The sequence below is a fragment of the Dactylosporangium aurantiacum genome (assembly GCF_000716715.1).
Taxonomy (GTDB): domain Bacteria; phylum Actinomycetota; class Actinomycetes; order Mycobacteriales; family Micromonosporaceae; genus Dactylosporangium; species Dactylosporangium aurantiacum.
On sequence record NZ_JNYJ01000059.1, the window covers coordinates 35782 to 60348 of the forward strand.

13 protein-coding genes are annotated in these 24567 nt (G+C 75.6%); 9 read left to right on the top strand and 4 right to left on the bottom strand.

Annotated features, from left to right (window positions below; all coding sequences use genetic code 11):
- Positions 1-75 precede the first annotated feature (75 nt).
- The 4 genes from OP18_RS43935 to OP18_RS43950 are packed head-to-tail and all read left to right on the top strand — an operon-like array spanning position 76 to position 5008.
- Positions 76-1497, top strand: coding sequence for an NDP-hexose 2,3-dehydratase family protein (locus OP18_RS43935; protein ID WP_245635746.1), 1422 nt, complete (start codon positions 76-78; stop codon positions 1495-1497).
- Positions 1476-2219 (top strand): aspartate/glutamate racemase family protein, encoded by a 744-nt coding sequence (locus OP18_RS43940; RefSeq protein WP_156090206.1) that lies wholly within the window; start codon positions 1476-1478, stop codon positions 2217-2219. Before OP18_RS43935 ends, OP18_RS43940 begins: the two co-directional genes overlap by 22 nt.
- The gene (locus tag OP18_RS43945; RefSeq protein WP_052388238.1) at positions 2219-4795 is read left to right on the top strand and encodes a non-ribosomal peptide synthetase; all 2577 of its coding nucleotides are present in this window, start codon (positions 2219-2221) and stop codon (positions 4793-4795) included. The genes OP18_RS43940 and OP18_RS43945 overlap by 1 nt, the downstream gene beginning before the upstream one ends.
- A gap of 15 nt (positions 4796-4810) precedes the next feature.
- Positions 4811-5008 carry an MbtH family protein gene (locus tag OP18_RS43950; protein ID WP_033365303.1) on the top strand — a complete coding sequence of 66 codons (198 nt, stop codon included), beginning with the start codon at positions 4811-4813 and terminating at the stop codon, positions 5006-5008.
- 70 nt (positions 5009-5078) lie between these two features.
- Here OP18_RS43950 and OP18_RS43955 read toward each other — a convergent pair whose 3' ends face one another.
- The 4 genes from OP18_RS43955 to OP18_RS43970 all read right to left on the bottom strand — a co-directional run bounded on the left by OP18_RS43955 (position 5079) and on the right by OP18_RS43970 (position 18509).
- The gene (locus OP18_RS43955) at positions 5079-5303 is read right to left on the bottom strand and encodes a hypothetical protein (protein ID WP_033365304.1); all 225 of its coding nucleotides are present in this window, start codon (positions 5301-5303) and stop codon (positions 5079-5081) included.
- Entirely contained in the window at positions 5300-7003 is a 1704-nt protein-coding gene (locus OP18_RS43960; protein ID WP_033365306.1) for a carbamoyltransferase N-terminal domain-containing protein, read from the bottom strand. Before OP18_RS43960 ends, OP18_RS43955 begins: the two co-directional genes overlap by 4 nt.
- A gap of 107 nt (positions 7004-7110) precedes the next feature.
- Positions 7111-11832, bottom strand: coding sequence for a non-ribosomal peptide synthetase (locus tag OP18_RS43965; protein ID WP_052388239.1), 4722 nt, complete (start codon positions 11830-11832; stop codon positions 7111-7113).
- Positions 11829-18509, bottom strand: coding sequence for a non-ribosomal peptide synthetase (locus tag OP18_RS43970; protein ID WP_033365307.1), 6681 nt, complete (start codon positions 18507-18509; stop codon positions 11829-11831). The genes OP18_RS43965 and OP18_RS43970 overlap by 4 nt, the downstream gene beginning before the upstream one ends.
- A 321-nt stretch (positions 18510-18830) precedes the next feature.
- Here OP18_RS43970 and OP18_RS43975 point away from each other — a divergent pair, with 321 nt between their 5' ends.
- From OP18_RS43975 to OP18_RS56235, 5 genes are all read left to right on the top strand, one after another.
- A complete protein-coding gene (locus OP18_RS43975) occupies positions 18831-20096 on the top strand; it encodes an MFS transporter (RefSeq protein WP_052388240.1) in 1266 nt (421 codons plus the stop codon).
- A gap of 93 nt (positions 20097-20189) precedes the next feature.
- Positions 20190-20852 (top strand): PadR family transcriptional regulator, encoded by a 663-nt coding sequence (locus OP18_RS43980; protein ID WP_245635748.1) that lies wholly within the window; start codon positions 20190-20192, stop codon positions 20850-20852.
- 47 nt (positions 20853-20899) lie between these two features.
- The gene (locus OP18_RS43985) at positions 20900-21898 is read left to right on the top strand and encodes a beta-ketoacyl-ACP synthase 3 (protein ID WP_052388242.1); all 999 of its coding nucleotides are present in this window, start codon (positions 20900-20902) and stop codon (positions 21896-21898) included.
- A gap of 20 nt (positions 21899-21918) precedes the next feature.
- Positions 21919-23112 carry a methionine adenosyltransferase gene (gene metK / locus OP18_RS43990; protein WP_033365308.1) on the top strand — a complete coding sequence of 398 codons (1194 nt, stop codon included), beginning with the start codon at positions 21919-21921 and terminating at the stop codon, positions 23110-23112.
- 84 nt (positions 23113-23196) lie between these two features.
- Entirely contained in the window at positions 23197-24552 is a 1356-nt protein-coding gene (locus OP18_RS56235; RefSeq protein ID WP_156090207.1) for a PASTA domain-containing protein, read from the top strand.
- The last annotated feature ends 15 nt before the right edge of the window (positions 24553-24567 follow it).

Genomic DNA, 24567 nt, shown 5'->3' on the forward strand with positions numbered 1-24567 from the left:
GTGCGGTCGGCGTGGTGGGCCAGGTCGCCGCGCCTGCCCTGTAGCCGTGCGGCGGCGGGCCCGAGGAGGTGGCGCGTGAATCGACTGTCTTCAGTGCTGGACCGCGGCTCGCCGGCCGAGCGGTTCACCGCGTCGGCATCGGCGCAGGGCCGGTTCCGCTCGACCGAGGACTGCCTGCACTGGCTCGACGAGCAGCGGGCGCTGCAGTCCTACGCGGTGGAGCGGGTCCCGTTCGACCGGCTGCAGGGCTGGCGCTTCACCGACGACACCGGCAACCTGGTGCACCACAGTGGACGGTTCTTCACCGTCGAGGGGCTGCAGGTCGGCCTGCGGCCGTTCCGGGTGCCGACGTGGACGCAGCCGATCATCGTGCAGCGGGAGATCGGCATCCTCGGCATCCTCGTCAAGGAGTTCGACGGCGTCCTGCACTGCCTGATGCAGGCCAAGATGGAGCCGGGCAACCGCAACCTGGTGCAGCTGTCGCCGACGGTGCAGGCGACCCGCAGCAACTACATGCGGGTCCACCAGGGCCGGGCGATCCCCTACCTGGAGCACTTCGTGGCGCCCCGGCGCGGGCGGGTCGTCGCCGACTCGCTGCAGTCGGAGCAGGGCGGATGGTTCCTGCACAAGCGCAACCGCAACATCGTCGTGGAGGCCGAGGACGACGTCGAGGTCCTGCCCGGCTTCTGCTGGATGACCATCGGGCAGGTGCAGCAGCTGCTGCGGCTGGACGACGTGGTCAACATGGACGCCCGCACGGTGCTGTCCGTCATGCCGTTCGCCCGGCCGGCCGCCGACAGCGGCGGCGCCGACCCGTTCCGCTCGGCGCTGATCCGCTCCCTCGACCCGGAGGCGGCGAGCGTGCACACGGTGACCGACGCGATCAGCTGGCTGACGGAGAACAAGGCCCGCTTCGAGCTGACGCAGCGGCGCATCCCGCTGCTGGACACCGCCGGGTGGCACCGCGGCGCCGACGAGATCGCCCACGTGTCGGGCGGCTACTTCAGCATCGTCGGCGTCGACGTGCGCGCCAGGGACCGCGAGGTCGCCGCCTGGATGCAGCCGCTGCTGCGGCCGGCGGCGCCGGGCCGGCTGGCGATGCTGGTCCGGCGCATCGACGGCGTGCTGCACGTGCTGCTGCAGGCCCGGCCGGCCGCGGGCGCGCTGGACATCGTCGAGGCCGCGCCGACGCTGCACTGCACGCCGCAGACGTTCCGGACGCTGCCGACCGCGGACCGGCCGCAGTTCCTCGACTACGTGCTCGACGCGCCGCAGCGGCAGATCCGCTTCGACACGTGGCTGTCGGAGGAGGGCGGCCGGTTCCTGCACGCCCTGAACCGGTACCAGATCATCGAGGTCGAGGACACGTTCCCGACCACGCCGCCGCCGAACTTCATGTGGCTCACCGTGCGCCAGCTGATGACGTTGCTGCGCTTCGGCAACTGCCTCAACGTCGAGGCCCGCAGCCTCCTGGCGTGCCTGCACACCCTGTGGTGAGCGCGGCACCGGTCCTCGGCGTGCTCGGGGGTATGGGCCCGCTGGCGTCGGCGGCGTTCCTGCAGACGGTCTACGAGGTGGCCGTCGAGCAGGTCGCGCCGGCGGCGGAGCAGCAGCTGCCCCGCTGCCTGCTGGACTCCGACCCGGCGATGCCGGACCGCACCGAGGCGATCCTGTCCGGGCGCACCGACGAGCTGACCCGGTTGGTCGCCGAACGCGTCGAGGCGCTCGTACGGCTCGGCGCGACCCGCGTGGTGATGACGTGCGTGACCGCGCACCACGTCGTCGACCGGCTCGACCCCGGCCTGCGCGCCCGGCTGCTCTCCGTCGTCGACGCGGTCTTCGCCGAGCTGGACGTGGCCGGCGAGGGCCGCTTCCTCATGCTCGCCACGACCGGCACCCGCCGGGTCCGCACGTTCGAACGCGCACCGCGCTGGCCGGCGGTCGCCCACCGGGTCGTGATGCCGCCGCCGGACGCCCAGGACGAGATCCACTACCTGCTCTACCGGCTGAAACGCGAGCCGGTCGGCGCGGAGCTGGCGCAGCGCTTCCAGCGCCTGGCGGACCGCTTCGACTGCCAGGGCGTCATCGCCGGCTGCACCGAGATGCACCTGGTCACCCGCTGGCGGCGGGCGCACGGCGGGGGGCCGGTGCTCCTGGACCCCTTGCTCGGCATCGCCACCGGCCTGAGCAAGCTCACGGACGACGAGGAGACCGACTGATGTTACCCACCGCTTCGCAGTACTGGCGGGAGCTGCTGCACGACTTCGACGAGCCCACGACGCTGACGCCGCTGCGGCTCCCCCGCCGGCCCGGCGCCACCGTGCACGCCGCGTCCGTCGACTGGGACCGCGCGCAGGCGGCCGCGCTGGCCGCCGCCGCGCGGCGGGTCGGCGTGCGCGCCGAGGACGTCGTCGTGGCCGCGTGGGGGCTGCTGCTGGCGGTGCGCGCCGGCACCGACGACGTCGTGCACGGCGCGTACGTCGACGGCGACGCCGACGGGCCCGTCCCGGTGCGCGTCCGCCCCGTCCCGGCGCGGCTGCTGTCGGCGCACCTGCGCGACACCGCCGAGCAGTACGCGGCCAACGTCCGCCACGCCGGCGTCCCCGCCGAGCAGCTGGTCGCCGCCTCCGGCGTCGCCGAGGGCACCGCGCTGTTCGGCACGCTGGTGCGCTGCGGCACCCCGGTGCCGGACCCGGCCGACCTGGTGCAGCTGCAGGTCGACCTCGCCGGCCCGGGCGCCCGGCTGCGCCTGAGCGCCCCCGCCGACCAGCTCACCGAGGCCGACGTGCGGCTGCTGCTGGTGCACGCCAGCCAGCTGCTGGCCGCGGTCGCCGCCGCACCGGTCACCGCCCGCCTGCGCGACGTCGGCCCGCTGTCGCCGTTCGAGCGGCACCGCGCGGTGCGGCAGTGGAACGCCACCGGCATCGGCCGGGAGGCCGGCCGCTGCATTCACGAGCTGTTCGAGCGGCAGGCCGCCCGGACCCCCGACGCGGTCGCCGTCCTCCAGGGCGCCGACAGGCTGACCTACGCGCAGCTCGACGCCGCCGCCGACCGGCTCGCCCGCCGGCTCGCCGCCGCCGGCGTCGGCCCCGGCGACTTCGTCGCCCTGCACCTGTCCCGCACGGTGCAGACCGTGGTGGCGCTGCTCGGCGTGCTCAAGGCCGGCGCCGCCTACGCGCCCGTCGACCCGGCGCAGCCGGTGGAGCGCATCCGCGGCCTGCTGCGGACGCTGCGGGTGCCGGTGGTGCTGACCGACCCCGCCGCGCTGCCGACCGTGCACGCCGTCACCGAGTCCGTGCCCGGGGTGCGTGACGTGCTGTGGCTCGGCGCGCCCGGCGCCGGCCCCGACGGCAGCTGGGGTCTCGCCGAGCCGCCCGCAGGGTCGGCGGCGCCGCGCCGGGCGCTCGACACCGACGTCGCGTACGTCATCTTCACCTCCGGCTCGACCGGCACGCCGAAGGGCGTCGTGCTCACCCACGCCCCGGTGGTCAACCTCATCGACTGGGTCAACGACACCCACGGCGTCGGACCTGCCGACCGGGTCCTGTTCGTCACGTCGCTCGGCTTCGACCTGTCCGTGTACGACGTGTTCGGCGTCCTCGCCGCCGGTGGCAGCGTCCGCGTCGCCTCCGACGCCGAGGTCCGCGACCCGCAGCGGCTGCTGTCCGTCCTGGACCGCGAGCCGATCACCTTCTGGGACTCCGCCCCGGCGGCGCTGCAGCAGCTCGAGCCGCTGTTCGCGCTGCGCGCCGCGAACCCCGCCGGCCGGCTGCGGCTGGTGTTCCTCAGCGGCGACTGGGTCCCGCTGACGCTGCCCGGCGCGGTCCGCGACGCGTTCCCCGGCTGCGCGGTCGTCGCGCTCGGCGGCGCCACCGAGGCGGCGATCTGGTCCAACGCCTTCCCCGTCGGCGCCGTCGACCCGGCGTGGACGAGCGTGCCGTACGGCCGCCCGATCGACAACGCCCACTACTACGTGCTGGACGCGGCGCTGCGCCCGGCCCCGGTCGGCGCCCCCGGCGACCTGTTCATCGGCGGTGACTGCCTGGCGCTGGGCTACCACGGCGACGCCGAGCTCACCGCGGCGAAGTTCGTCCCCGACCACCTGTCGGGGCGCCCGGGTGCGCGGCTGTACCGTACCGGCGACCGGGCCAGGTACTGGCCCGACGGCACCATCGAGTTCCTCGGCCGCCAGGACCAGCAGGTGAAGGTCCGCGGCTTCCGCATCGAGCTCGGCGAGGTCGAGGCGGCCCTCGCCGCCCTGCCCGGGGTCGCGACCGCCGTCGCCGCGGTCCACGGCTCGCGCGCCGACGCGCAGCTGGTCGCCTACGTGGTGCCGGAGCCCGGCGTGTACCCCGACCCGCGCGACGTCCGCGAGCAGGTCGCCGCGCTGCTGCCCGCGTACATGGTGCCGGCGCACGTGATGACCCTCGACGAGCTGCCGGTGACCGCCAACGGCAAGCTGGACCGCCGCGCCCTGCCGGAGCCCGGCGACGACGGCCCGGCCCGCCCGCCGTACGTCGCCCCGTCGACCGCGGCGGAGCAGGCGATCGCCGCGACGTGGGCGGAGCTGCTGCAGGTCGACCGGGTCGGCCTCGACGACAACTTCTTCGACCTCGGCGGGCACTCGCTGCTCATCACCCAGCTCATCGCCCGGCTGAAGGCGACCCTGGAGATCGACGTGCCGGTCCGCGCGGTCCTGGACCACCAGACGGCCGGCGCGTTCGCCGCGGTCGTCGAGGCGGCCCTGATCGCGGAGCTGACCGCACCCACCGACGCCGCCGTGGCGACGGTCTGAGAAGGGAACCGGCAGATGAACGACACGTTCCGCGTGGTCCGCAACGACGAGGAGCAGTACTCCATCATGCCCTCGGACATGATGAACCCGCCGGGCTGGCGCGACGAGGGCACCGTCGGCTCCCGCGCCGCCTGCCTGGCCCGCATCGGCGAGGTGTGGACCGACCTGCGCCCGCGCAGCCTGCGCGAGTCCGTGGCAGCGCGCACCGCCTGAGCACGGCCAACGGGCCGGCACCACCGACCGGAGGGTCGGGGTGCCGGCCCGTCGCCGTGCGCCGGGGCGGTCAGTCCGGGGGGACGACTGGCCGGTCCCGGGCACTGATCAGGGCGGTGCGCAGCGTCGCGGACAGCGCCCGCGCCTGGGCGAGCGCCTCCTCGATCCGCTCGGCCCGGCCGGCGCCGCCGCCGCACCGAGCGGCCCGCACGGTGCCACGCAGCTCGTCGAGCAGCTGCGTGGCGTGGCACAGGGCGGCGTCGTCCAGCGACGGCAGCAGCGCGGGCGTGGTCACGTGGCGCGCCGGTACAGCGTGCCCTCTTCCCACACCAGGTCGACCTTGTCCCAGCCGATCGCGGTGGCGGCGTCGGGGAAGAAGCCGCTGCCGTTGAAGTTGGCGCTCGTGTTGCACAGCACCGGCACGCCGCTGGCCTCGTGGTACGCGCGCAGGATCTCGGTCAGGTCGGGGTCCTGGGCGGGGCTGACGGTCTGCAGCCGGGCGGTGCCGTCCAGGTGCAGCACGGCCGGGATGCGCTCGACCCAGGCCGGGCGCACGTCGTGCTCGAACAGCATGTACGGGTCGGGGGTGCCCGGGGAGAAGATCTCCGGGGCGTGCTCCTCCAGGCAGATCGGGGCGACCGGGCGGAACGGCTCGCGCCGCTTGATGTCGTTGAGCCGGTCCTTCATCCGCGGGTCGACCGGGGCGGCGAGGATGCTGCGGCCGCCGAGCGCGCGCGGGCCGAGCTCGGCGCGGCCGTTGAGGACCACGACCGGCTCGCCGGTGGTGTGCAGCAGCCGGCCCAGCTCGGCCGGGGTGCACGGGGCCGCGGACCAGCCGTCCGGGATCTGCGGCGTCGGCAGCAGGCGCGGACCGGAGCGCACGTGCCAGTCGATGGCGCGCAGGCCGCCGGTGACGCCGAGGTGCGCGCAGGCGGTCCCGATCGCCGAGCCCGAGTCGTCGGGGAACGGCGGCACCCACATGGCGCGGATCATCGGGTGCCCGCGCAGCGCGCTGTTCCACTTGATGTTCAGCGCGCATCCGCCGGCGAAGCACAGGTTCCAGGGCTGGTCGCCCTTCCACGCCCGGATCTTCGCGGTGACCCGGTCCATGAGCAGTTCCTCGAGGAACTCGTGGACGGTGGCGAGGACGTCGTCGTCGCCGGCGCCGATGCGCCGCACGTCGGCGGCGACGTCGCTGAGGAACGCGTGCACGTAGGCGTGCGACGGCTCGCCGTTGCTGCCGCAGCCGATGATGGCCGCGCGGTAGTCGCGGACCCGCTGTGTGTCGGCCTCGAAGTGCTCGTGGAACCGTTCGGCGAGGATCGCCTTGACGGCGTCGTTCGGCGTGCCGTAGGCGATGTACGCCATGAGCTTGCCGGCCACCGACAGGTCGTCGACGTTGCGGGACTTGTCCCGCCGCGCGTACGGGCCCCAGTGCTGCGAGGCCATCGAGTAGGTGTGCCCGATGAGCGGGAACACCTCGCCGCCGGGCTCGATGCGGCCCTTGCCGTCCACGCAGTACAGCCGCGGGAAGCAGCCGCCGTCCCAGACGAGCACCATCGACGGCTCCTGCCGGACCGCGAACGGGCTGGTGCTGTACGCGACGCAGAGGTGGCTGGCGACGTGCACGAAGCTGGTGAACGGCCGGACGGTGCCGTCGATGTTCAGCTCGCCGCGGTGGGCGGGACGCCCCGGGTCGGGCACCGCCGGCGTCTCCCGGTAGGGCGCGACGGTGAGGTCGACGGCCCCGGCGATCGTCTGCACCTTGATGTGGCCGTTGCGGGCGCCGTCCCAGCCGTCCACGACCCAGTGGTCCACATCGGACACCTGGTAGCCGTACTCGGCGAGAATCCTCGGCACCAGCTGCAGGTCGTCGAAGTTGCTGTACCTGGAGTTGTTGTCGAGCTTCTGCATCTCGATGTTGAACTCGAGCCGGTCGCCGTCGATCAGGGCGATGCCGCCGCTCTGCGTGAATTTGAGCCCGGCTGTGATCACGTAGGCCTCCCTGTGCCGTGCCGCGCGGTGCGTGTGGTTGGGTGGGTCGCCTGGCGTGCGGCACCGCCGACCTTGACCATTGGACCGGCTTTGAGCTTGGGAAATTGCTAAGCCCGTCCGGCGGCGCGGACCAGCGCCGCCAGCCGCGGCACGGTGGCGGCGCCGCCGGTCAGCCAGGCGGCGAGCGGCACGCCGGCCCCGCAGCGGGCGCGGATCAGGTCGAGGACCCGCAGGGCGGCGAGGGAGTCGCCGCCGAGGGCGAAGAAGTCGGCCGCCTCGTCGATGTCGCCGCCGACGACCTCGGCGACGACCTGTCGCACGGTCTCGCGGACGGGATCGGTCGGCAGGAGCTGCCGGACCGGCACGGTGGCGTCGGCCGCGACGGTGCGCAGGATCCGCTGGTACGCCTCGGCGAGCCAGGCGATGCTGTCCGGCGCGAACAGGTCCGCGGCGTAGGTGACGTCGCAGCGCAGCACGTCGCCGTCGGTGCGGATGTCCAGCTCCAGCTCGTGCCGGGCCTGTGCCGGCCCGGCCAGGTCGAGTGGGTGCAGGCGCAGCGGGCCGGCCCGCCGTACCGGAGGCGGGGTGTTGTGCAGCGTCATCGCGACCCGGAAGAGCGGGTTGCCGCCCGGGGGCCGGTCCGGGGCGAGGTGACGCACGACCGTGTCGAAGGGGACCTGCTGGTGCTCGTACGCCTGCAGCAGGCGCGGGACGGTGCGCGCCAGCAGGCCCGTGAACGGCTCGTCCGGTATCACCTCGCCGCGGAGCACCACGACGTTGGCGAGGAAGCCCACGACGTCCTTGACCTCGTCGTGCGGCCGGTTGGCGACCTGGGTGCCGAAGCACACGTCGGTGCGGCCGGTCCAGCCGGCGAGCAGCACGTGCAGCGCCGCCGCGAGGACCATGAACGGGGTCGCGTCGTGCGGGTCGAGGCACCCGCGCGGGATGGTGAACCGGTGCGTGCCGGACCGCAGCGGCAGCGCGGGCGGCCAGGGCAGGTCGTAGGGCAGCGGGGTGTCCCGCAGGCCGGCCAGCTCCCGCCGCCAGTGCGCGAGGCTCTCCCGGGCGGCGGGTCCCTGCAGCCATTCCTGCTGCCAGCGGGCGTACTCGCCGTGCTGCGGCACCGGCGGCGGGAGGGTGGCGCCGCCGTAGTGCGCGGCGAGCTCCTCGGCGAGGACGCCGATGGACCAGCCGTCGATGACGGCGTGGTGGAACGTGAGCAGCAGCGCCGCGTCGTCGGCGGCGAGCCGGACCAGGTGGGCCCGCACGAGCGGCCCGGTGGCGAGGTCGAACGGTGCGTCGTCGGCGGCGAGCCCGCGCAGCTCCTCGGCGGCGGCGGCCGGGTCGAGGGCGGTCAGGTCGGTCACCGGCAGCGGCACCGGGCCCGGCGGCTGGACGAGCTGCACGGGCTGCCCGTCGTGCAGCCGCAGGACGGTCCGCAGCACCTCGTGACGGTGCACGACGGCGGTGTACGCGGCGTGCAGCCCGCGCACGTCGAGCGGGCCGGTGAGGCGGGTGTGCGCGGTGGTCAGGTACGCGGTGCCGCCGGGGGTCAGCCGGTCCAGGAACAGCATGGCCCGCTGGCCGCCCGACGCGGGCGCCGGATCGCGGGGCGCGGTCCCGAGGTCGGTGACGCCGTGCCGCCAGGCGCGCAGGCGCAGTTCGGCCCGCTCGTGCGGCGGCCGGGTGGCGGCGTCGTCCGGCAGCGTGTCGGCGGTGGTGCTGGTGCGCCCGGCGAGGAGCGCGGCGAGCGCCGCGACGGTCGGGTGGGTGAACAGCTCCCGCAGGCTCAGCTCGACGCCGAGGGTGCGCCGGACGGTGGCGGCGGCGGTGGCGGCCAGCAGCGAGTGCCCGCCGTTGGCGAAGAAGTCGTCGTCGACGCCGAGCTCGTCGACGCCGAGCAGGTCGGTCCAGATGCCGAGCAGGGCCCGTTCCCGGTCGTCGCGCGGGGGGCGACGGGGCGCGCCGGCGGCGGTGACGGCCGGCAGGGCGGCGCGGTCGAGCTTGCCGGTGCGGGTCAGCGGCAGCCGGTCGAGCACCACGACGTGCGCGGGCACCAGGTACCCCGGCAGCTGCCGGGCGAGCGCGTCGCGCAGCGCGGCGCCGTCCAGGGTCGCGGGACCGGCGACGTGGGCGACGAGGCGCGGGTCGCCGGCGACCTCGACCAGGCTGACCGCGCACTCGGCGACGCCGTCGAGGCGGCGCAGCGCGGCCTCGATCTCGCCCGGCTCGACCCGGTGGCCGCGCAGCTTCACCTGCCGGTCGGCGCGGCCGACGAAGACCAGGGTGCCGTCGGCGCGGCGGCGCACGAGGTCGCCGGTGCGGTACAGCCGGCCGCCGGGCGTGGCACCGAACGGGTCGGGCACGAACCGGGCCGCGGTGGCGGCGGGCCGGCCGAGGTAGCCCCTGGCCACCCCGGCGCCGCCGACGAGCAGTTCCCCGACGACGCCGGCCGGCACGGGACGCAGGTGCCGGTCGACGACGTACGCGGTGGTCCCGGCGACGGGCAGGCCCATCGGGACGGCGTCGTCGAGGTCGCCGGCGGTGACGGTGTGCGCGGTGGCGGTGACGGTGACCTCGGTGGGCCCGTAGGCGTTGACCAGCGACCCGGGCGGGCCGGCGGCGAGGACCCGGCGGATGCGCGCGGGGTCGGGCACGTCACCGCCGACGACCAGGCACCGGACGCCGGCGAACGCGGCCGGGTCGGCGTCGGCGACCAGGTGGAACAGCGCCGGGGTCAGCCGGACCACGCTCGCCCGGTGCACGGTGACGGCCGCGCGGACCGCGGCGGCGTCCAGCGGCCGGTCGGCGGGGACGACGGCGAGGTGGGCGCCGTTGAGCAGCGCCGCCCACACCATGAACGTGGTGGTGTCGAACGACGGGTTCGCGGTGAGCAGCACGACGTCGCCGGCGCGCACCGGCGCGTGGCCGCCGGTGACGAGGTTGACCACGCCGCGGTGGGTGACGGCGACGCCCTTCGGCACGCCGGTCGACCCGGAGGTGTAGACGACGTTCGCCAGGCCGTCCGGGTGCCCGCCGGCCCGTCGCCACGAGGTGCGCGACGGGGTCACCAGCGGCACGTCCGCCGGGAAGGGCTCGCCCAGCACGGCGCGGACCCCGGCGTCGGCGGCGAGCATGCGGCGGCGGTCCTCGGGCAGGGCGGGGTCGAGCACGAGGTAGCCGGCGCCCGTCTTGAGCACGCCGAGCATCGCGACGACGAGGTCCGGTGAGCGGTCCAGGTGCAGCCCGACCCGGTCGTCGGCGCCGACCCCGGCCTCGTGCAGCGCCGCGGCGACCCGGTCGGACGCGGCGTCGAGGTCGCGGTACGTCCACCGGCGCCCGTCCCCGCTGAGCGCCACCGCGTCCGGGCGCCTGGCGACCTGCGCGGCGACGCCGGCGTCGAGGGTGCCCGGCCCGGCGACGCCGGCGTCGAGGGTGCCCGGCAGCGTGCGGGGCGGCGGGTTCCAGGCGTGGACGGCGGCGGTGAGCTCGGCCGCGGACATGAGCGGCACCTCGTCGGCGCCGATGTCGGGGCGGGCCGCCATCGCCCGCAGGACGCGCACCCACGCGTCGAGCATCCGCCGCACCGACGGCTCGTCCCACAGGTCGGTGGCGTACTGCAGCTCCGCGGCGAGGGTACGGCCGGTGTCCACGACGGTGCACGACAGGTCGAACTTCACGGTGTCCCCCGCGCCGTCGCGGGCCCGGACGGTGGCGCCGGGCAGGCTGAACCCGCGCAGGTCGTCCTCGAGGACCTGGAACAGCACCTGGAAGAGCGGGTGCCGGTCGGCGGCCCCGTTCGCGGCGACGGCGGCGACGACGTGGTCGAACGGCGCGTCCTGGTGCTCGAAGGCGGCGGTGCAGGTGGCGGCGGCGCGGCGCAGCACCTCCCGCAGCGTCGGCGCGCCGCCGAGGTCGACCCGCAGTGCGAGGGTGTTGACGAACAGCCCGATGATGTCGTGCAGCTCGCGGCGCGGCCGGTTGGCGATCGGGGTGCCGACGACGACGTCGGTCTGCCCCGCCCACCGGCCGAGCATCACGGTGAAGCCGGCGAGCAGCGTCATGAACAGGGTGACGCCCTCGCCGCGGCTGAGCCCGCGCAGCCGGTCGGCGAGGGCCGGTTCGAGGTCGACGCGGACGCCGGCGCCGCGGTGGGACGGCTCGGCGGGGCGGCGCCGGTCGGTGGGCAGGGCGAGGGTGGCGGCGCCGTCGAGCCGCTCCTGCCAGAACCGCAGCTGTTCCCGCACGGCGCCCTGCTCGACGAGGTCACGCTGCCAGGCGGCGTAGTCGGCGTACTGCAGCGGCAGCGTCGGCAGCCGGTGCGCGACGGTCGCGCTGAGCGCGGTGTACACGGTGCCGAGCTCGCGGGTGAAGATGCCCAGCGACCAGTCGTCGGTGACGATGTGGTGGAAGGTGAGGGTCAGCACGTGCCGGCGGGGGGCGAGCCGCAGCAGCACGAACCGCGCGAGGGGCAGCCGTTCGAGGTCGAACGGCCGGGCGACCTCGGCGGCGACGACCCGGTCCGCCTCGGCCTCCGCGGCGGCGGGGTCGAGGCCGGTGAGGTCGACGTGGCGCAGGTCGGGTTCGGCGGTGTCGTGCACGAGCTGCCGGACGCCGGTGTCGGTGGCCTCGAAGCAGGTCCGCAGGGCCTCGTGCCGCCGCACGCACACGCGCAGCGCCTCGCTGAGGTGCCCGGCGTGCAGGGTGCCGTCGATGTCGACCGCGCCGCCCAGGTTGTAGGTGGCGGTCCCCGGCACCAGCTGCTCGAAGAACCAGATGCGGTCCTGGGCCAGGGAGGTCCGGCAGGCGAAGACCGTGGGCGCGGTCACGGGCGGCGTTCGCGGGCCACGGGCGTGATCCCGGCGGTGGCGAACGCCGACACCGGCGCCGACGGCGCGGCCAGGTCACCGGCGATCGCGGCGATGGTCGGGTGCCGGAACAGCGTGGCGAGCGGCAGGTCGACGCCGAGCTTCTCCGCGGTGCGGGCCACGAGCCGCATCGCGAGCAGCGAGTGGCCGCCGAGGGCGAAGAAGTCGTCGTCGACGCCGACCCGTTCGACGCCGAGGACCTCGGCCCACACGTCGGCGAGCTGCTGCTCGACCGGGGTGCGCGGCGCGGTGTACGGGCCGGCGGCGACGGTGATCTCGTGGTCGGGCCGGGCCCGCAGCGCCTGCTCGTCGACCTTGCCGTTGCCGCTGAGCGGCAGCCGGGGCAGCACGACGAAGCCGTCGGGGACCATGTACCGCGGCAGCCGCCGGCCGAGCGCGGCGTGCCAGTGCGCGATGGGCGCGTCGGCGGCCGTGTGGCCGGAGGCGACGTACACCACGAGCCGGTCCCCGCCGCCGGGTCCCGGCCGGGCCACGACGGCGACCGCGTCGACGCCGGCGACCTGCCGGACCGCGGCGGCGACCTCGCCGGTCTCGATCCGGTAGCCGCGGAGCTTGACCTGGTGGTCGGCGCGGCCCAGGTACTCCAGGACGGCGTCGCCGCCGACCTGCCGCCACCGCACGACGTCCCCGGTGCGGTACAGCCGCTGCCCGGGCCGGAACGGGTCCGGCACGAACCGGTCGGCGGTGAGGCCGGGCGCGCCGAGGTAGCCGCGGGCGACGGCGGCCCCGCCGACGTGCAGCTCACCGGGGACACCGGGTGGCACCAGCCGGTGCCGCTCGTCGAGCACGACGACCTCGGCGTTCGGGTACGGCCCGCCGATCAGCGCGCGGTGGTCGCCCGCGCCGCCGGCGTCCACGGTCATCCAGGTCGAGTCGACGGTCGCCTCGGTGAGGCCGTAGGAGTTGACGACGTCGGCGTCGGCGCCGAGCAGGTCGCGCATCGCGGCGAGCTCGTTGCGGTAGACGGTGTCGGACCCGACGACCATGAGCCGCAGCCCGTCGAGGCGGGCGCCGACGGCCTCGGCGTGCGCCGTGAGCGCCCGGGCGACGGCCGGCACGAACTCGGCGAAGTCGATGCGTTCCCGGCGGATCAGGGACAGCAGCGCCGGCGGGTCGAGCAGGATGTCGCGTGGGCACAGGACCAGCCGCGCGCCGGTGCCGAGGGCCCGCACGAGGTCCCCGGCGAACACGTCGAACCCGAACGCCGCCATCTGCAGCACCGACGTGACCCGCCGCGGCAGCCGGTACGCGGCGACCCAGCCGTCGAACACCGTCCGCAGCCCGCGGTGGTGCACCATGACGCCCTTGGGCCGGCCGGAGGATCCGGAGGTGAACAGCACGTAGGCGAGCGCGTCCGGCGGTACCGGTGCCGCCGCGGCGTCCACTGTGGACCAGGTGGCGGCGTCGTCGAGGCACAGCACGGTCGCCGCGGTCGGTGGCAGGTCGCCGAGCCGGGCGCGGGAGGTGAGGACGGCGACGGGTGCGGCGGCGGCGAGCACGTCGGCGCGGCGCGCCACCGGCCAGTCAACGTCCAGGGCGGTGAACGCGGCGCCGGCGCGCCACACCCCGAGGACGGCGGCGACCGTGTCGGCGGACCGGTCCAGCAGCACGCCCACGACGTCGTCGGGTCCGGCGCCGGCCGCGCGGACCGCGGCGGCGATCCGCCCGGCGCGCTGCCACAGCTGCCCGTAGGTCAGGGTCGCGGTGCCGTCGGTGACGGCCGGCGCGTCGGGCGCCCGGCGCACCTGCTCCTCGACGGCGGTGAGGACCGATCCGGCGGGACCGTCGCCGGCGGCGGCCCCGCGGCCGGCGACCAGCAGCAGCCGCGCCTCGCCGTCGGCGAGCACGGGCACGTCGGCGACCCGCAGCCCGGGGTCGGCGGCGACGGCAGCGAGCACGCCCTGGAACCGTTCGACGAGCAGCCGGGCGGTCCGCGCGTCGTAGAGGTCGGTGCTGTACTCCAGCTCGCCCTCGATGCCCGCGGCCGGGCCGCGTTCGCGCAGCGAGAAGGTGAGGTCGAACTTCGCGGTGGTGGACGGGTGCGGCTCCTCGCGCAGCGTCAGCCCGTCGAGGGTGATGTCCACCGGCGTGGTGTTCTCCAGCGACATCATGACCTGGAACAGCGGGTGCCGGGCCGCGACCCGCGGCGGGTTCAGCGCCTCGACGAGCCGCTCGAACGGCAGGTCCTGGTGGGCGTACGCGGCGAGGTTCCAGTCGCGGACCCGCCCGAGCAGCTGGGTGAACGTGGGGTCGCCGGCGGTGTCGGTGCGCAGCACCAGCGTGTTGACGAAGAACCCGACGAGGTCGTCGAGGGCCGGGTCCAGGCGCCCGGCGACGGGGCTGCCGACGGGGATGTCGGTGCCGGCGCCGAGCCGGGTGAGCAGCACCGCGAGGGCCGCCTGCAGCAGCATGAACATGCTGGCGTCGCCGGTGCGGGCGAGCGTCTCCAGGCGGGCGTGCAGGCCGGCCGGGACCTCGAACGTGACGACGGCGCCGTCGTAGCTGGGCTCCGCCGGGCGGGGCCGGTCCGCCGGCAGGGTCAGCTCGTCCGGTACCCCGGCGAGGGCGTCGCGCCAGAACGCGAGCTGGCGGGCGGCCTCGCTGTCCGGGTCGCTCTCGCGGCCGAGGAGCCGGCGCTGCCAGACGGCGTAGTCGGCGTACTGCACCGGCAGCGGCGCCCAGCCGGGTTCGCGGCCGTCGCGGCGGGCCGCGTAGGCGACGGCGAGGTCCCGGGCCAAGGGCTCCATCGACCAGGCGTCGCCGGCGACGTGGTGCACGACGACGGTGACGACGTGCTCCTCGGCGGCCGTCTGGAAGACCCACACCCGGATCGGTGCCTCGGCGGCGAGGTCGAAGGCGTACTCGCCGGCGGCCGCGACGGCGGCCGGGACGCCGTCCGGCGCGACGTCGACGACGGTGACCTCGGCGGGGAACGCACCGGGCGCCGCGATGCGCTGCCTGGGGGTGCCGTCGACGTCCTCGACGGTCGTGCGCAGCGTCTCGTGGCGGGTCATGAGGTCGCCGAACGCGCGGTGCAGCGCGGCGACGTCGAGCGGGCCGGTGAGCCGCAGCGACATGGCCATGTTGTACGTGGAGCCGGCGCCGAACATGCGGTGCAAGAACCACAGGCGCTGCTGGCCGTAGGACAGCGGCAGCACCGCCGGCCGCTCCCCCGCGACGACGGCCGGCCGGCCGGTCACGTCCGGCCCGCCGGCCGTCGTCGCGTCGGGGGCGACGGCGCGGGCCACGCCGGCGACGGTGGGCGCCTCGAACAGCGCGCGCACCGGCAGCTCGACGCCGAACGCGGCCCGGACCCGGCCGACGAGGCGCGTGGCGAGCAGCGAGTGCCCGCCGAGGGCGAAGAAGTCGTCGTCGACGCCGATGTCGTCGCGGCCGAACAGGTCGCGCCACAGTCGCAGGATCTCGTGTTCGGCGGCGGTACGGGGGGCCCGTCCGGCGGTGCGCGGCGGCGCCTCCAGCGGCAGGGCGGCGAGCGCCTGCCGGTCGGTCTTGCCGCTGGTGAGCTGCGGCAGGGCGGGCAGCGTCACGAACCGGGCCGGCAGCATCGCCGGCGGCAGCAGGCCGCTGAGCCGCCGCAGCAGCGCCGCGGGGTCGGCCGCGACGGCCGGGTCGGCGGCGAGGTAGGCGACGAGCTGCCGGTCCCCACCCGCGCCGGTGGAGCGGGTGAGCACGGCCGCGTCGGCGACCTCCGGCAGGGTCCGCAGGGCCGCCTCGACCTCGCCGAGCTCGACGCGGACGCCGCGGACCTTGACCTGCGAGTCGGCCCGGCCGATGAACTCGAGGTCGCCGGCGGTGTCGCGGCGGACCAGGTCGCCGGTGCGGTACATGCGGGTGCCGGGCGCGCCGAACGGGTCGGGCACGAACGCGGCGGCGGTCAGGTCGGGCCGGTTCAGGTAGCCGCGGGCCAGGCCGGCACCGGCGATGTACAGCTCGCCGACGGCGCCGGGGCCGACGGCGCGCAGGTCGCGGTCCAGCACGTACAGGTGGGCGCCGGTGACCGGCCGGCCGATCGGGGCGGTCGTGGTGCCCGGGTCGGGGCGGCAGGGCCAGAACGTCGACTCGATCGACGCCTCGGTCGGGCCGTACAGGTTGTACAGCGGCGCGTCCAGCACCTCGAAGTGGCGGCGGACGAGCCCGATCGGCAGGGTCTCCCCGCCGCACAGGACGTGCCGCAGGGTCGTGCAGGAGCCGGCGCCCGGCTCGTCGAGGAACTCGCGCAGGGTGCTGGGCACGAACTGCACGGAGGTGACCCCGGCCCGCTGGATCAGCGACACCAGGTACCGCGGGTCATGGTGGCCGTCGGGGGCGGCCACGACGAGGACGGCGCCGACGGACAGCGGCCAGAACAGCTCGTGGACCGACGGGTCGAAGGTGAGCGGGGTCTTGAGCATCGTGCGGTCGCGGCCGTCGAGCGGCTGCTCGCCCTGCCACCAGCGCAGGGTGTTGACGATCCCGGCGTGCGGCACGACGACACCCTTGGGCCGGCCGGTGGATCCGGACGTGTAGATGACGTACGCGGGGTGCGCCGGCAGCAGGCCGCGTTCGGGCTCCTCGACGCGGGGCGGGTCCGTGTCGAGGCGGGTGCGCACCGCGGGGTCGTCCAGGACGACGACGTGCCGGCCGGGGGCGGCGGGCACCACGGGGGCGGCCGCGGCGACGGTCAGGACCACGACCGGCCGGGCGTCGTCGAGCAGCGCGGCGACCCGGTCGGCGGCGTGCTCGGTGTCCACCGGCAGGAACGCCGCGCCCGCCTTGCCGGCGGCGAGCGCACCGACGACGAGGTCGGTCGAGCGGGGCACGGCGAGCGCGACGGCGGTCTCGGGGCGGGCGCCGTGCTCACGCAGCAGCCGGGCCAGCCGGTCGGCGCGCCGGTCGAGCTCGGCGTAGGTGAGGACCTCGTCGCCGCAGATCAGCGCGACGGCGGTGGGGGTGCGCCGGGCCTGCGCCTCGAACAGCCCGGGCAGCGTGGCAGCGGTCATCCCGGCCGGCGCGCCGGCGCTCGTGGCCGGCGCGGGCGCGGCGGTGTCGCACGGGACGAGCAGCGGCCGGACCGGCGCGGACGGGTCGCGCAGCAGGTCCCGCACGAGCAGCTCGTAGCGGCGCAGGTGGTCGCGGACGGTGGCCTCGTCGAACAGCTCCGCGTCGTACTCGCAGGTGATGATGTACGAGCGGGGCATGGCGAGGATGTCGACCTCGAAGTCGGCCTTGGCGAACCGGCGGGTGGTGCGCAGCAGCGCCAGGTCCAGCCCGGCGACGGACGGGATGCGCAGCGGCCGGTCGAGGTTGAAGAACGAGCCGAACAGCCGCTCCCCCGGCGCGAGGCTGACCGGCAGCCGGTCGCGGACCGCCTGCACGCAGAAGCCGGGGTGCTGGTAGTCCTCGGCGAGGGCGCGCTGCACGGCCCGCAGGTGCGCCTGCACGGTGCCGTCCTGCGGCACGCGGCTCAGCACGGGCAGCACGGTGCTGCAGTTGCCGACGAGGTGGGTGCCGCCGGGCAGGTCCCGTTGCGCCAGCGGGACCCCGACGACGAGCGCGTCCTGGCCGCTGAGCTGGTGCAGCAGCCCGGCGTACGCGGCGAGCAGCACGGTGAACGGGGTGCAGCCGAGCTTCGGCCCGATCGCCGCGACCAGCGCGGACACCTCGGCGGACACGGTGTGCTCGACGCGGCCGCCGGCGCGGGCGGTCTTCGCGGTGCGGGGCCGGTCGGTGGGCAGCCGCAGCACCGGGAACCCGTCGGCGAAGCGCCGGTCCCAGTACGCGGTGTCGGCGGCGCCCTCGGGGCCCGCTTCGCGGCGGCGCAGGTGCTCGACGTAGTCGCGGAACCTGGGTGCGGGGCCGAGCGCGGCGCCGGTGCCGTCGCGGTGCGCGGCGTACAGGGTGAGCAACTCGTCGATGAGCACGCCGAAGGACCACCCGTCGATGACGCTGTGGTGCACGGCCAGGTGCAGGTGGTGCAGGTCCGGGGCGAGGTGCAGCAGGTGCGCCTTGCACAGGGGGCCGGCGGCGAGGTCGTACGCGTCGCCGGCCCGCTCGTCGAGCCACGCCTCGATCGCCCGCGGGTCGCCGGTGAGGTCGACCACCGGCAGGTCGGGGTCGGCGGCGGGCAGGGCCCGCTGGCTGCCGCCATCGGTGGCGAAGACGGTGCGGAGGCTGTCGTGGCGGGCGACGACGTCGGCGAGCGCGCGGCGCAGCGCGGGCCGGTCGAGGTCGCCACGCATCACGATCATCACGGACTCGTTGTAGGCGCGGGAGTGGTCGGCGCCCATCTGGTCGAGGAACCAGATGTCGCGCTGCGCCGGGCTGAGCGGGTACGGGCCGGCCACCGGCGCGGGGACCGCGACCGGCGGCGGGGCGGCGACCGGCGGGGCGACGGCGGCCACGGCCGGCGGGGCGACGGCGGCCACGGCCGGCGGGGCGACGGCGGCCACGGCCGGCACGGCCGGCACGGCGAGCGCGGTCACGGCCGGCGGCGCCGGCGCGGCGGCCGGGTGGGCGGCGGTGAGCAGCGCGTGCGCCTGGCTCATCACCCGCGAGTGGACCTCGAGCATCCGCAGCACCGGGTCGGTCCGCTCCGGCGGCAGGGGGCGATCGTCCACAGTGTCCCGACCTCTCCGTGGTGGCTTCGCTGGCGCCCGCGTGCGCGGCGGGCCCGGGCGGTCCCGGGCCGGCGAACGGCTCGGCCGGCCACCGCTCGTGGCAGGTGACCGGCCTGGCACCTCACGTCCGCCCGCGGCGACACCCAGGCCCGGCGGGGCGCGATGCCGCCATCAGACCCCAGCGGCCCGCGCCGCTCAAGCCGCCGGCGGCAGCACTAGGCGAATCGCTAGGCCCGCCGCCCGGGCGGCCGCCGGGTGGGCGGGACGCGCCGCGGCGGCGGTATGGTCGGCCTCCGGACGGCTGCGGAGTAGGACGGTGTGATGACGCGGTCTGGAAGCGACCTGCACCCTCCGGCGCCGGTGCCGCTGCGGCACAACCGGGACTTCACCGTCTTCTGGACGGTGCAGGCCCTGTCGACGCTCGGCAGCTCGTTCTCCCTCGTCGCGATCCCGCTGCTGGTGCTGCACGCGACCGGTTCGGTGGCGCAGATGGGGCTCATCACCGGCATCGCCGGGGCCGGCACGGTCGCCAGCGGCCTGTTCGCCGGCGTGCTCGTCGACCGGGCCGACCGGCGGCTGCTGATGATCTGGTGCGACCTGGCCCGGCTGCTGCTGTACGCGGCGGTCCCGGCCGTGTGGTGGACCGCGGGCGAGCACGTGTGGCTGCTGTACCCGGTGATCGGTGTCGCCTCGGTGTTCCAGATGGTGTTCGATGTGGCCTGCTCCGCGGCGGTGCCCGGCATCGTGGCGCGGGAGCAGCTCACCGCCGCCAACAGCCGGCTGCAGGCCACCTACGGCGCGGGGTTCGTGCTCGGGCCGATGGCCGCCGGGCTCGTCGCCGGGCTGGCCGGCCCGGTGACCGCGATCGCCGTGGACGCGGCCACGTTCGGCGTCTCCGTGGTGGGGCTGCTGCTGATCCGGGTGCGTCCCGTCGCCGGCGCGTCCGGCGGCGCCGACGACGGGCGGCCGCGGGCGGTGTGGCAGGACCTGGCCGTCGGGGTGCGGTTCCTGTGGCGGACCCCGGTGCTGCGGGCGATCACCCTGCTGTACACGCCGGTCACGTTCCTCAGCCTGGGCCTGGTCGACGTCTTCATCTTCTACGTGCGGCACGACCTCGGCCAGGGCGACCGGGTCGTCGGCGGGCTGCTCGGCGCGGCCAGCGTCGGCTCGATCGTCGCCGCGGTGATCACGCCCGCGGTCCGCCGCCGGGTCGGGTTCGGCCCGGCGTGGCTGTCGGCGTACCTGGCCTGTGGTGCCGCCATCGCCGCCGCGGGGCTGGTCTTCAACCTGGCGGTGGTGCTGGTCGCGGCGGTGGTGTTCGCGTTCGGCGAGACCATGGCCGCGATCAGCTCGGCGTCGCTGCGCCAGACGGTGACCCCGGAGCACCTGCTGGGCCGCGTGACGGCCGGGTTCTGGATGATCCATCACGCGTTCGGGCCGGTCGGGGCGCTGGTCCTGACGTCCGCGGTGGCCCGCGTGGGGGTGCACGGGCCGCTGATCGCGGTGGGGGTATCGTTCCTCGCGGTCGTCGCCGCGGGGCTGTTCACCCCGGTCCGGGCCAGGCACGTCCAGCCCGCCGACCGATGATCGATCTCTGGCGTAACGCCACACCTTCTGTGGTCCACCCGCGCATCGCGCCGCTGGACGCGGGTCGCTGTCTATGCTCCGCCGGTGTCGACCATGCGACTGATGGTGCTCGGGCTGGTGTCGTCGCTGCAGCCCGTGCACGGCCATGACATCCGCCGCGGCCTGTTGGCGTACGACGGAAGACCAGCGATGAGCGTCCCCGCCGGGTCGGTTTACCACGCGCTGCGCAAGCTCACCGAGGAGGGCCTGCTGGAGCCGGTGACGCGGGAGCGTGAGGGCGCCCGACCGGAGCGCACCACCTACCGGACCACCCCCGCCGGGGTCCGCGAGTTCCGGGTGCTGTTGCGCCGGTACTGGTGGCAGTACCAGCTGCCGAGCGACCCGTTCCTGGCGGCGCTGCCGTTCCTGCCGTCGCTGTCGCGGACCGAGGCGGTGATGGCGCTGCGCACCCGCGCCGGCGTGCTGTGGTCCTTCGCCGAGCAGCAGCGCCGCGACCTGGCCGACCGCACCGCCGGGCGGCCGCAGCACGTAGACTGGCAGCTGGAGCGGGCCCTGCGTTGGTTCGAGTGCGAAGCCGACTGGTGCGTGGAGATCGCCGACCGTATCGAGGACGGGATGGGCGTGCACGACACGGACCTGCTGCCGTATGCGCCCGCCGACGCCGGCGAGGCGCCGCACCCGGCCGTGGACGGCGAACTCGCCGCACGCCCGCGACGCCGCACCACGCCGGGCAAGCGCGCGACCGCGCGGGCCTGACCGCAGGCCGGTCCGCGATCCGGACGGCCGTACCCACGAGGAGATGCATGCCTGCCGTCCTGACCCGCCGCCCACCCGGTGGCACCCGGCTGCTCGGCGTCGGCGCCTACCGCCCCGACCGGGTGGTGACCAACGACGAGGTCTGTGGGCCGATCGACTCCTCCGACGCCTGGATCCGCCAGCGGTCGGGGATCGTGTCGCGCCGCCACGCCCGGCCGGACGAGACCGTGGTGAGCATGGCGGCCGGCGCCGCCCGCGACGCCCTCGCGTCCGCCGGGGTGCCCGCCGCGCGGGTCGACACGGTCATCGTCGCGTCGATGTCGAACCTGCAGCAGTCCCCGCCGATCGCGCCGGAGATCGCGCACCGCACCGGCGCGCAGTCCGCCGCGGCGCTGGACGTCGGCGCCGCCTGCGCCGGGTTCTGCCACGGCCTGGCCGTCGCCGACGCCCTGGTGCGGGCCGGGACCGCCGGGTACACCCTGGTCATCGGCGCCGAGCGGATGACCGACATCATCGACCCCCGGGACCGCTCCACCGCGTTCCTGTTCGGCGACGGCGCCGGCGCGGTGCTCGTCGGCCCCGCCGCCCTGCCCGGGATCGGGCCGGTGGTGTGGGGCTCCGACGGCGCCCGCAGCGGCCTCATCGCGCACACCGACTCGTGGCTCGCGGTCCGCGACAAGCCCGACTACTGGCCCACCATGCGCATGGCCGGGCAGGAGGTGTTCCGCTGGGCGATCCAGCAGGTCGCGCCGACCGCCCGGGCCGCCGTCGGCGCGGCCGGTCTCGACGTGGCGGACCTCGCCGCGTTCGTGCCGCACCAGGCGAACCTGCGCATCGTCGACAAGCTCGCGACGGCGCTGTGCCTGCCCGACACCGTGCGCGTCGCCCGCGACGTGGTGGACACCGGCAACACCTCGGCGGCGTCGATCCCGCTCGCGCTGCACGCCATGCTCACCGGCGACGCGCCGGCCCCGTCCGGACCGGCGCTGCTGACCGGCTTCGGCGCGGGCCTGTCCTACGCCGCGCTCGTCGTCGACCTCCCCTGACCCCTCGTAAGGAGTGTGCAATGACCAGACGGCTGTTCACGTCGGAGTCGGTCACCGAAGGGCATCCCGACAAGATCGCCGACCAGATCAGCGACGGCGTCCTCGACGCGCTGCTGGCCCAGGACCCGCGCAGCCGCGTCGCGGTCGAGACCCTCATCACCACCGGCCAGGTGCACCTCGCCGGTGAGGTGACCACCGCGGGGTACGCCGACGTGCCGGCGATCGTGCGGGAGGTCATCCTCGGCATCGGGTACGACTCGTCCGCGAAGGGCTTCGACGGCGCCTCCTGCGGTGTGAGCGTGTCGCTGGGCGCGCAGTCGCCGGACATCGCCCGGGGTGTGGACACCGCGCTGGAGCGGCGGGCCGGCGACACGGGCGACGAGCTCGACGGGCAGGGCGCCGGCGACCAGGGCATGATGTTCGGGTTCGCCTGCGGTGAGACGCCGGAGCTGATGCCGCTGCCGGTCGCGCTCGCGCACCGCCTCGCGCTGCGCCTGGCCGCGGTGCGCAAGGACGGCACGATGCCGTACCTGCGGCCGGACGGCAAGACCCAGGTGACGATCGAGTACGACGGGCACCGCCCGGTGCGCGTCGACACGATCGTGGTGTCGACCCAGCACGCCGGCGACGTCGACCTCGGCGCGCTGCTCGCCCCGGAGATCAAGGCCAACGTCGTCGACCCGGAGCTGCGGCTGCTGGGCCTGGACCACGACGGCTACCGCCTGCTGGTCAACCCCACCGGCCGGTTCGAGGTCGGTGGTCCGATGGGCGACGCCGGCCTCACCGGCCGCAAGATCATCGTCGACACGTACGGCGGCTACGCCCGGCACGGCGGCGGCGCGTTCTCCGGCAAGGACCCGTCGAAGGTGGACCGCTCGGCGGCGTACGCGATGCGCTGGGTCGCCAAGAACGTCGTGGCGGCCGGGCTCGCCGAGCGGTGCGAGGTGCAGGTCGCCTACGCCATCGGCACCGCCCAGCCGGTCAGCACGTTCGTGGAGACGTTCGGCACCGAGACCGTCCCGGTGGCGCGGATCGAGGCCGCGATCCGGCAGGTGTTCGACCTGCGCCCGGCGGCGATCGTGCGGGACCTGGACCTGCTGCGGCCGATCTACCGGGCGACCGCCGCCTACGGGCACTTCGGCCGGGAGCTGCCGCAGTTCACCTGGGAGCGCACCGACCGGGCCGACGCGTTGAAGGCGGCCGCGACGTCGTGAGGTTCTGGTGCTTTCACCAGAAAGCACCAGCCGTCCGTGCGTGCCCGGTGGCGTCGCGTGGCGGGCGTCAGGCACACTTCGGCCATGGTACGCAGCGAGGCACGTCGATTCCTGCTCGCCGGTCTGTGCGTGGCGCTCGCCGCCACCAGCGGCTGCGTCCCGGAGAAGGGCAGGCACGACAGGCCCGCCGTGCCCGCCTACGCGAAGCCCCCGCGCAGCTTCGCCGACGTGCTCGCCCCGGCGGGCGACCGGCCGGTCCAGGCCGCCGAGCACAGCGTGTCGGTCTCGCGCGGCGCCGCCTCGTCCGTGGTCAGCGACGACCTCGGCAAGGGCGTCGTGCTGCGCGACGGCGCCGTGACGCTCACCGCCCGCACCGCCGGCGGCGGCACCGGCGGCACCGCGGCCGAGGGCGTCGTGGTGTTCCGCGACGCCGTCGCCGGCACCGACATCGCCGAGCAGGTGCTCGCCCCGCAGGCGGCGCGCATCTTCTACGTGGTCAAGAGCGCCGCCGCGCCGGTCGCGTTCGACACCACCGTCGCCGGCGCGACCGCCCAGCCCGCCGGTGGCGGCGTCGTGCTGAAGGCCAAGGACACCACCGTCGGCGCGATCCCCCCGTCGTGGGCGTACGACGCCGACGGCAGGCTCGTCGCGTCGCACTACGAGGTGCACGGCGACACCGTCCGCCTGGTCGTGGAGCACCGCACCGCCGGCGTCGCCTACCCGGTGGTCGCCGACCCGCCGTTCATCCTCGGCGCCGGCGGCCGGCTGGTCGGCGCCCAGCTCCTCGGCGGGGCCTTCGAGTGGGTCGCCGTCGCCGCGATCACCTGGGGCGTGGTCAAGTTCGACGCGAACGGCTGCCTGACGCTGAGCACCTTCGCCTCGTGCGCCCTGCACCCGCTGCAGCACGACTGGAGCAACAAGGCCGCCCCGAAGGCGTCGCAGTTCGACGCCAAGATGCCCGGCGTGCGGGGCGCCCGCCTGCCCGACGCGCAGGCCAGGCTCAACCAGCTCGGCCTGCGCAACGTCCACCTCGTCGACGACACCGGCCAGGACCGCCGGGTGCTGGACCCGAAGAACTGGGTGGTCGCCGCGCAGGCCCCGGCCGCGGGCACCACGGTGCACGCCAACACCGAGCTGACCCTGCGGGTGCGCAGACCCTCCGACGGCGAGGGCGGCACGGGCGGCACGGGCGACGGCGGCACGGTGCCCGACGTGCGGTGCATGAACCTGCAGGAGGCCCAGGACAGGCTGCGCGACGCCGGCTACCGGACCAGCTCCAAGGACCACACCACCCAGGGCCGGCACCAGGTCCTGGACCGCAACTGGCTGGTCGTGGCCCAGTCCCCGAAGCCCGGCACGGCCGCCGGCAAGGGCACCCAGGTCGTCATGGAGGTCGTCAAGTACGGCGAACCGACCGGCTCCTCCGGCTGCGAGAGCTGACGGCGGACGGGCCGG

Bases quoted from the DNA above. Each gene is read 5' to 3' on its own strand.
- OP18_RS56235 (WP_156090207.1), top strand. From the start codon at position 23,197: ATGGTACGCAGCGAGGCACGTCGATTCCTGCTCGCCGGTCTGTGCGTG.
- OP18_RS43985 (WP_052388242.1), top strand. From the start codon at position 20,900: ATGCCTGCCGTCCTGACCCGCCGCCCACCCGGTGGCACCCGGCTGCTC.
- metK (WP_033365308.1), top strand. From the start codon at position 21,919: ATGACCAGACGGCTGTTCACGTCGGAGTCGGTCACCGAAGGGCATCCC.
- OP18_RS43980 (WP_245635748.1), top strand. From the start codon at position 20,190: ATGCGACTGATGGTGCTCGGGCTGGTGTCGTCGCTGCAGCCCGTGCAC.
- OP18_RS43945 (WP_052388238.1), top strand. From the start codon at position 2,219: ATGTTACCCACCGCTTCGCAGTACTGGCGGGAGCTGCTGCACGACTTC.
- OP18_RS43950 (WP_033365303.1), top strand. From the start codon at position 4,811: ATGAACGACACGTTCCGCGTGGTCCGCAACGACGAGGAGCAGTACTCC.
- OP18_RS43975 (WP_052388240.1), top strand. From the start codon at position 18,831: ATGACGCGGTCTGGAAGCGACCTGCACCCTCCGGCGCCGGTGCCGCTG.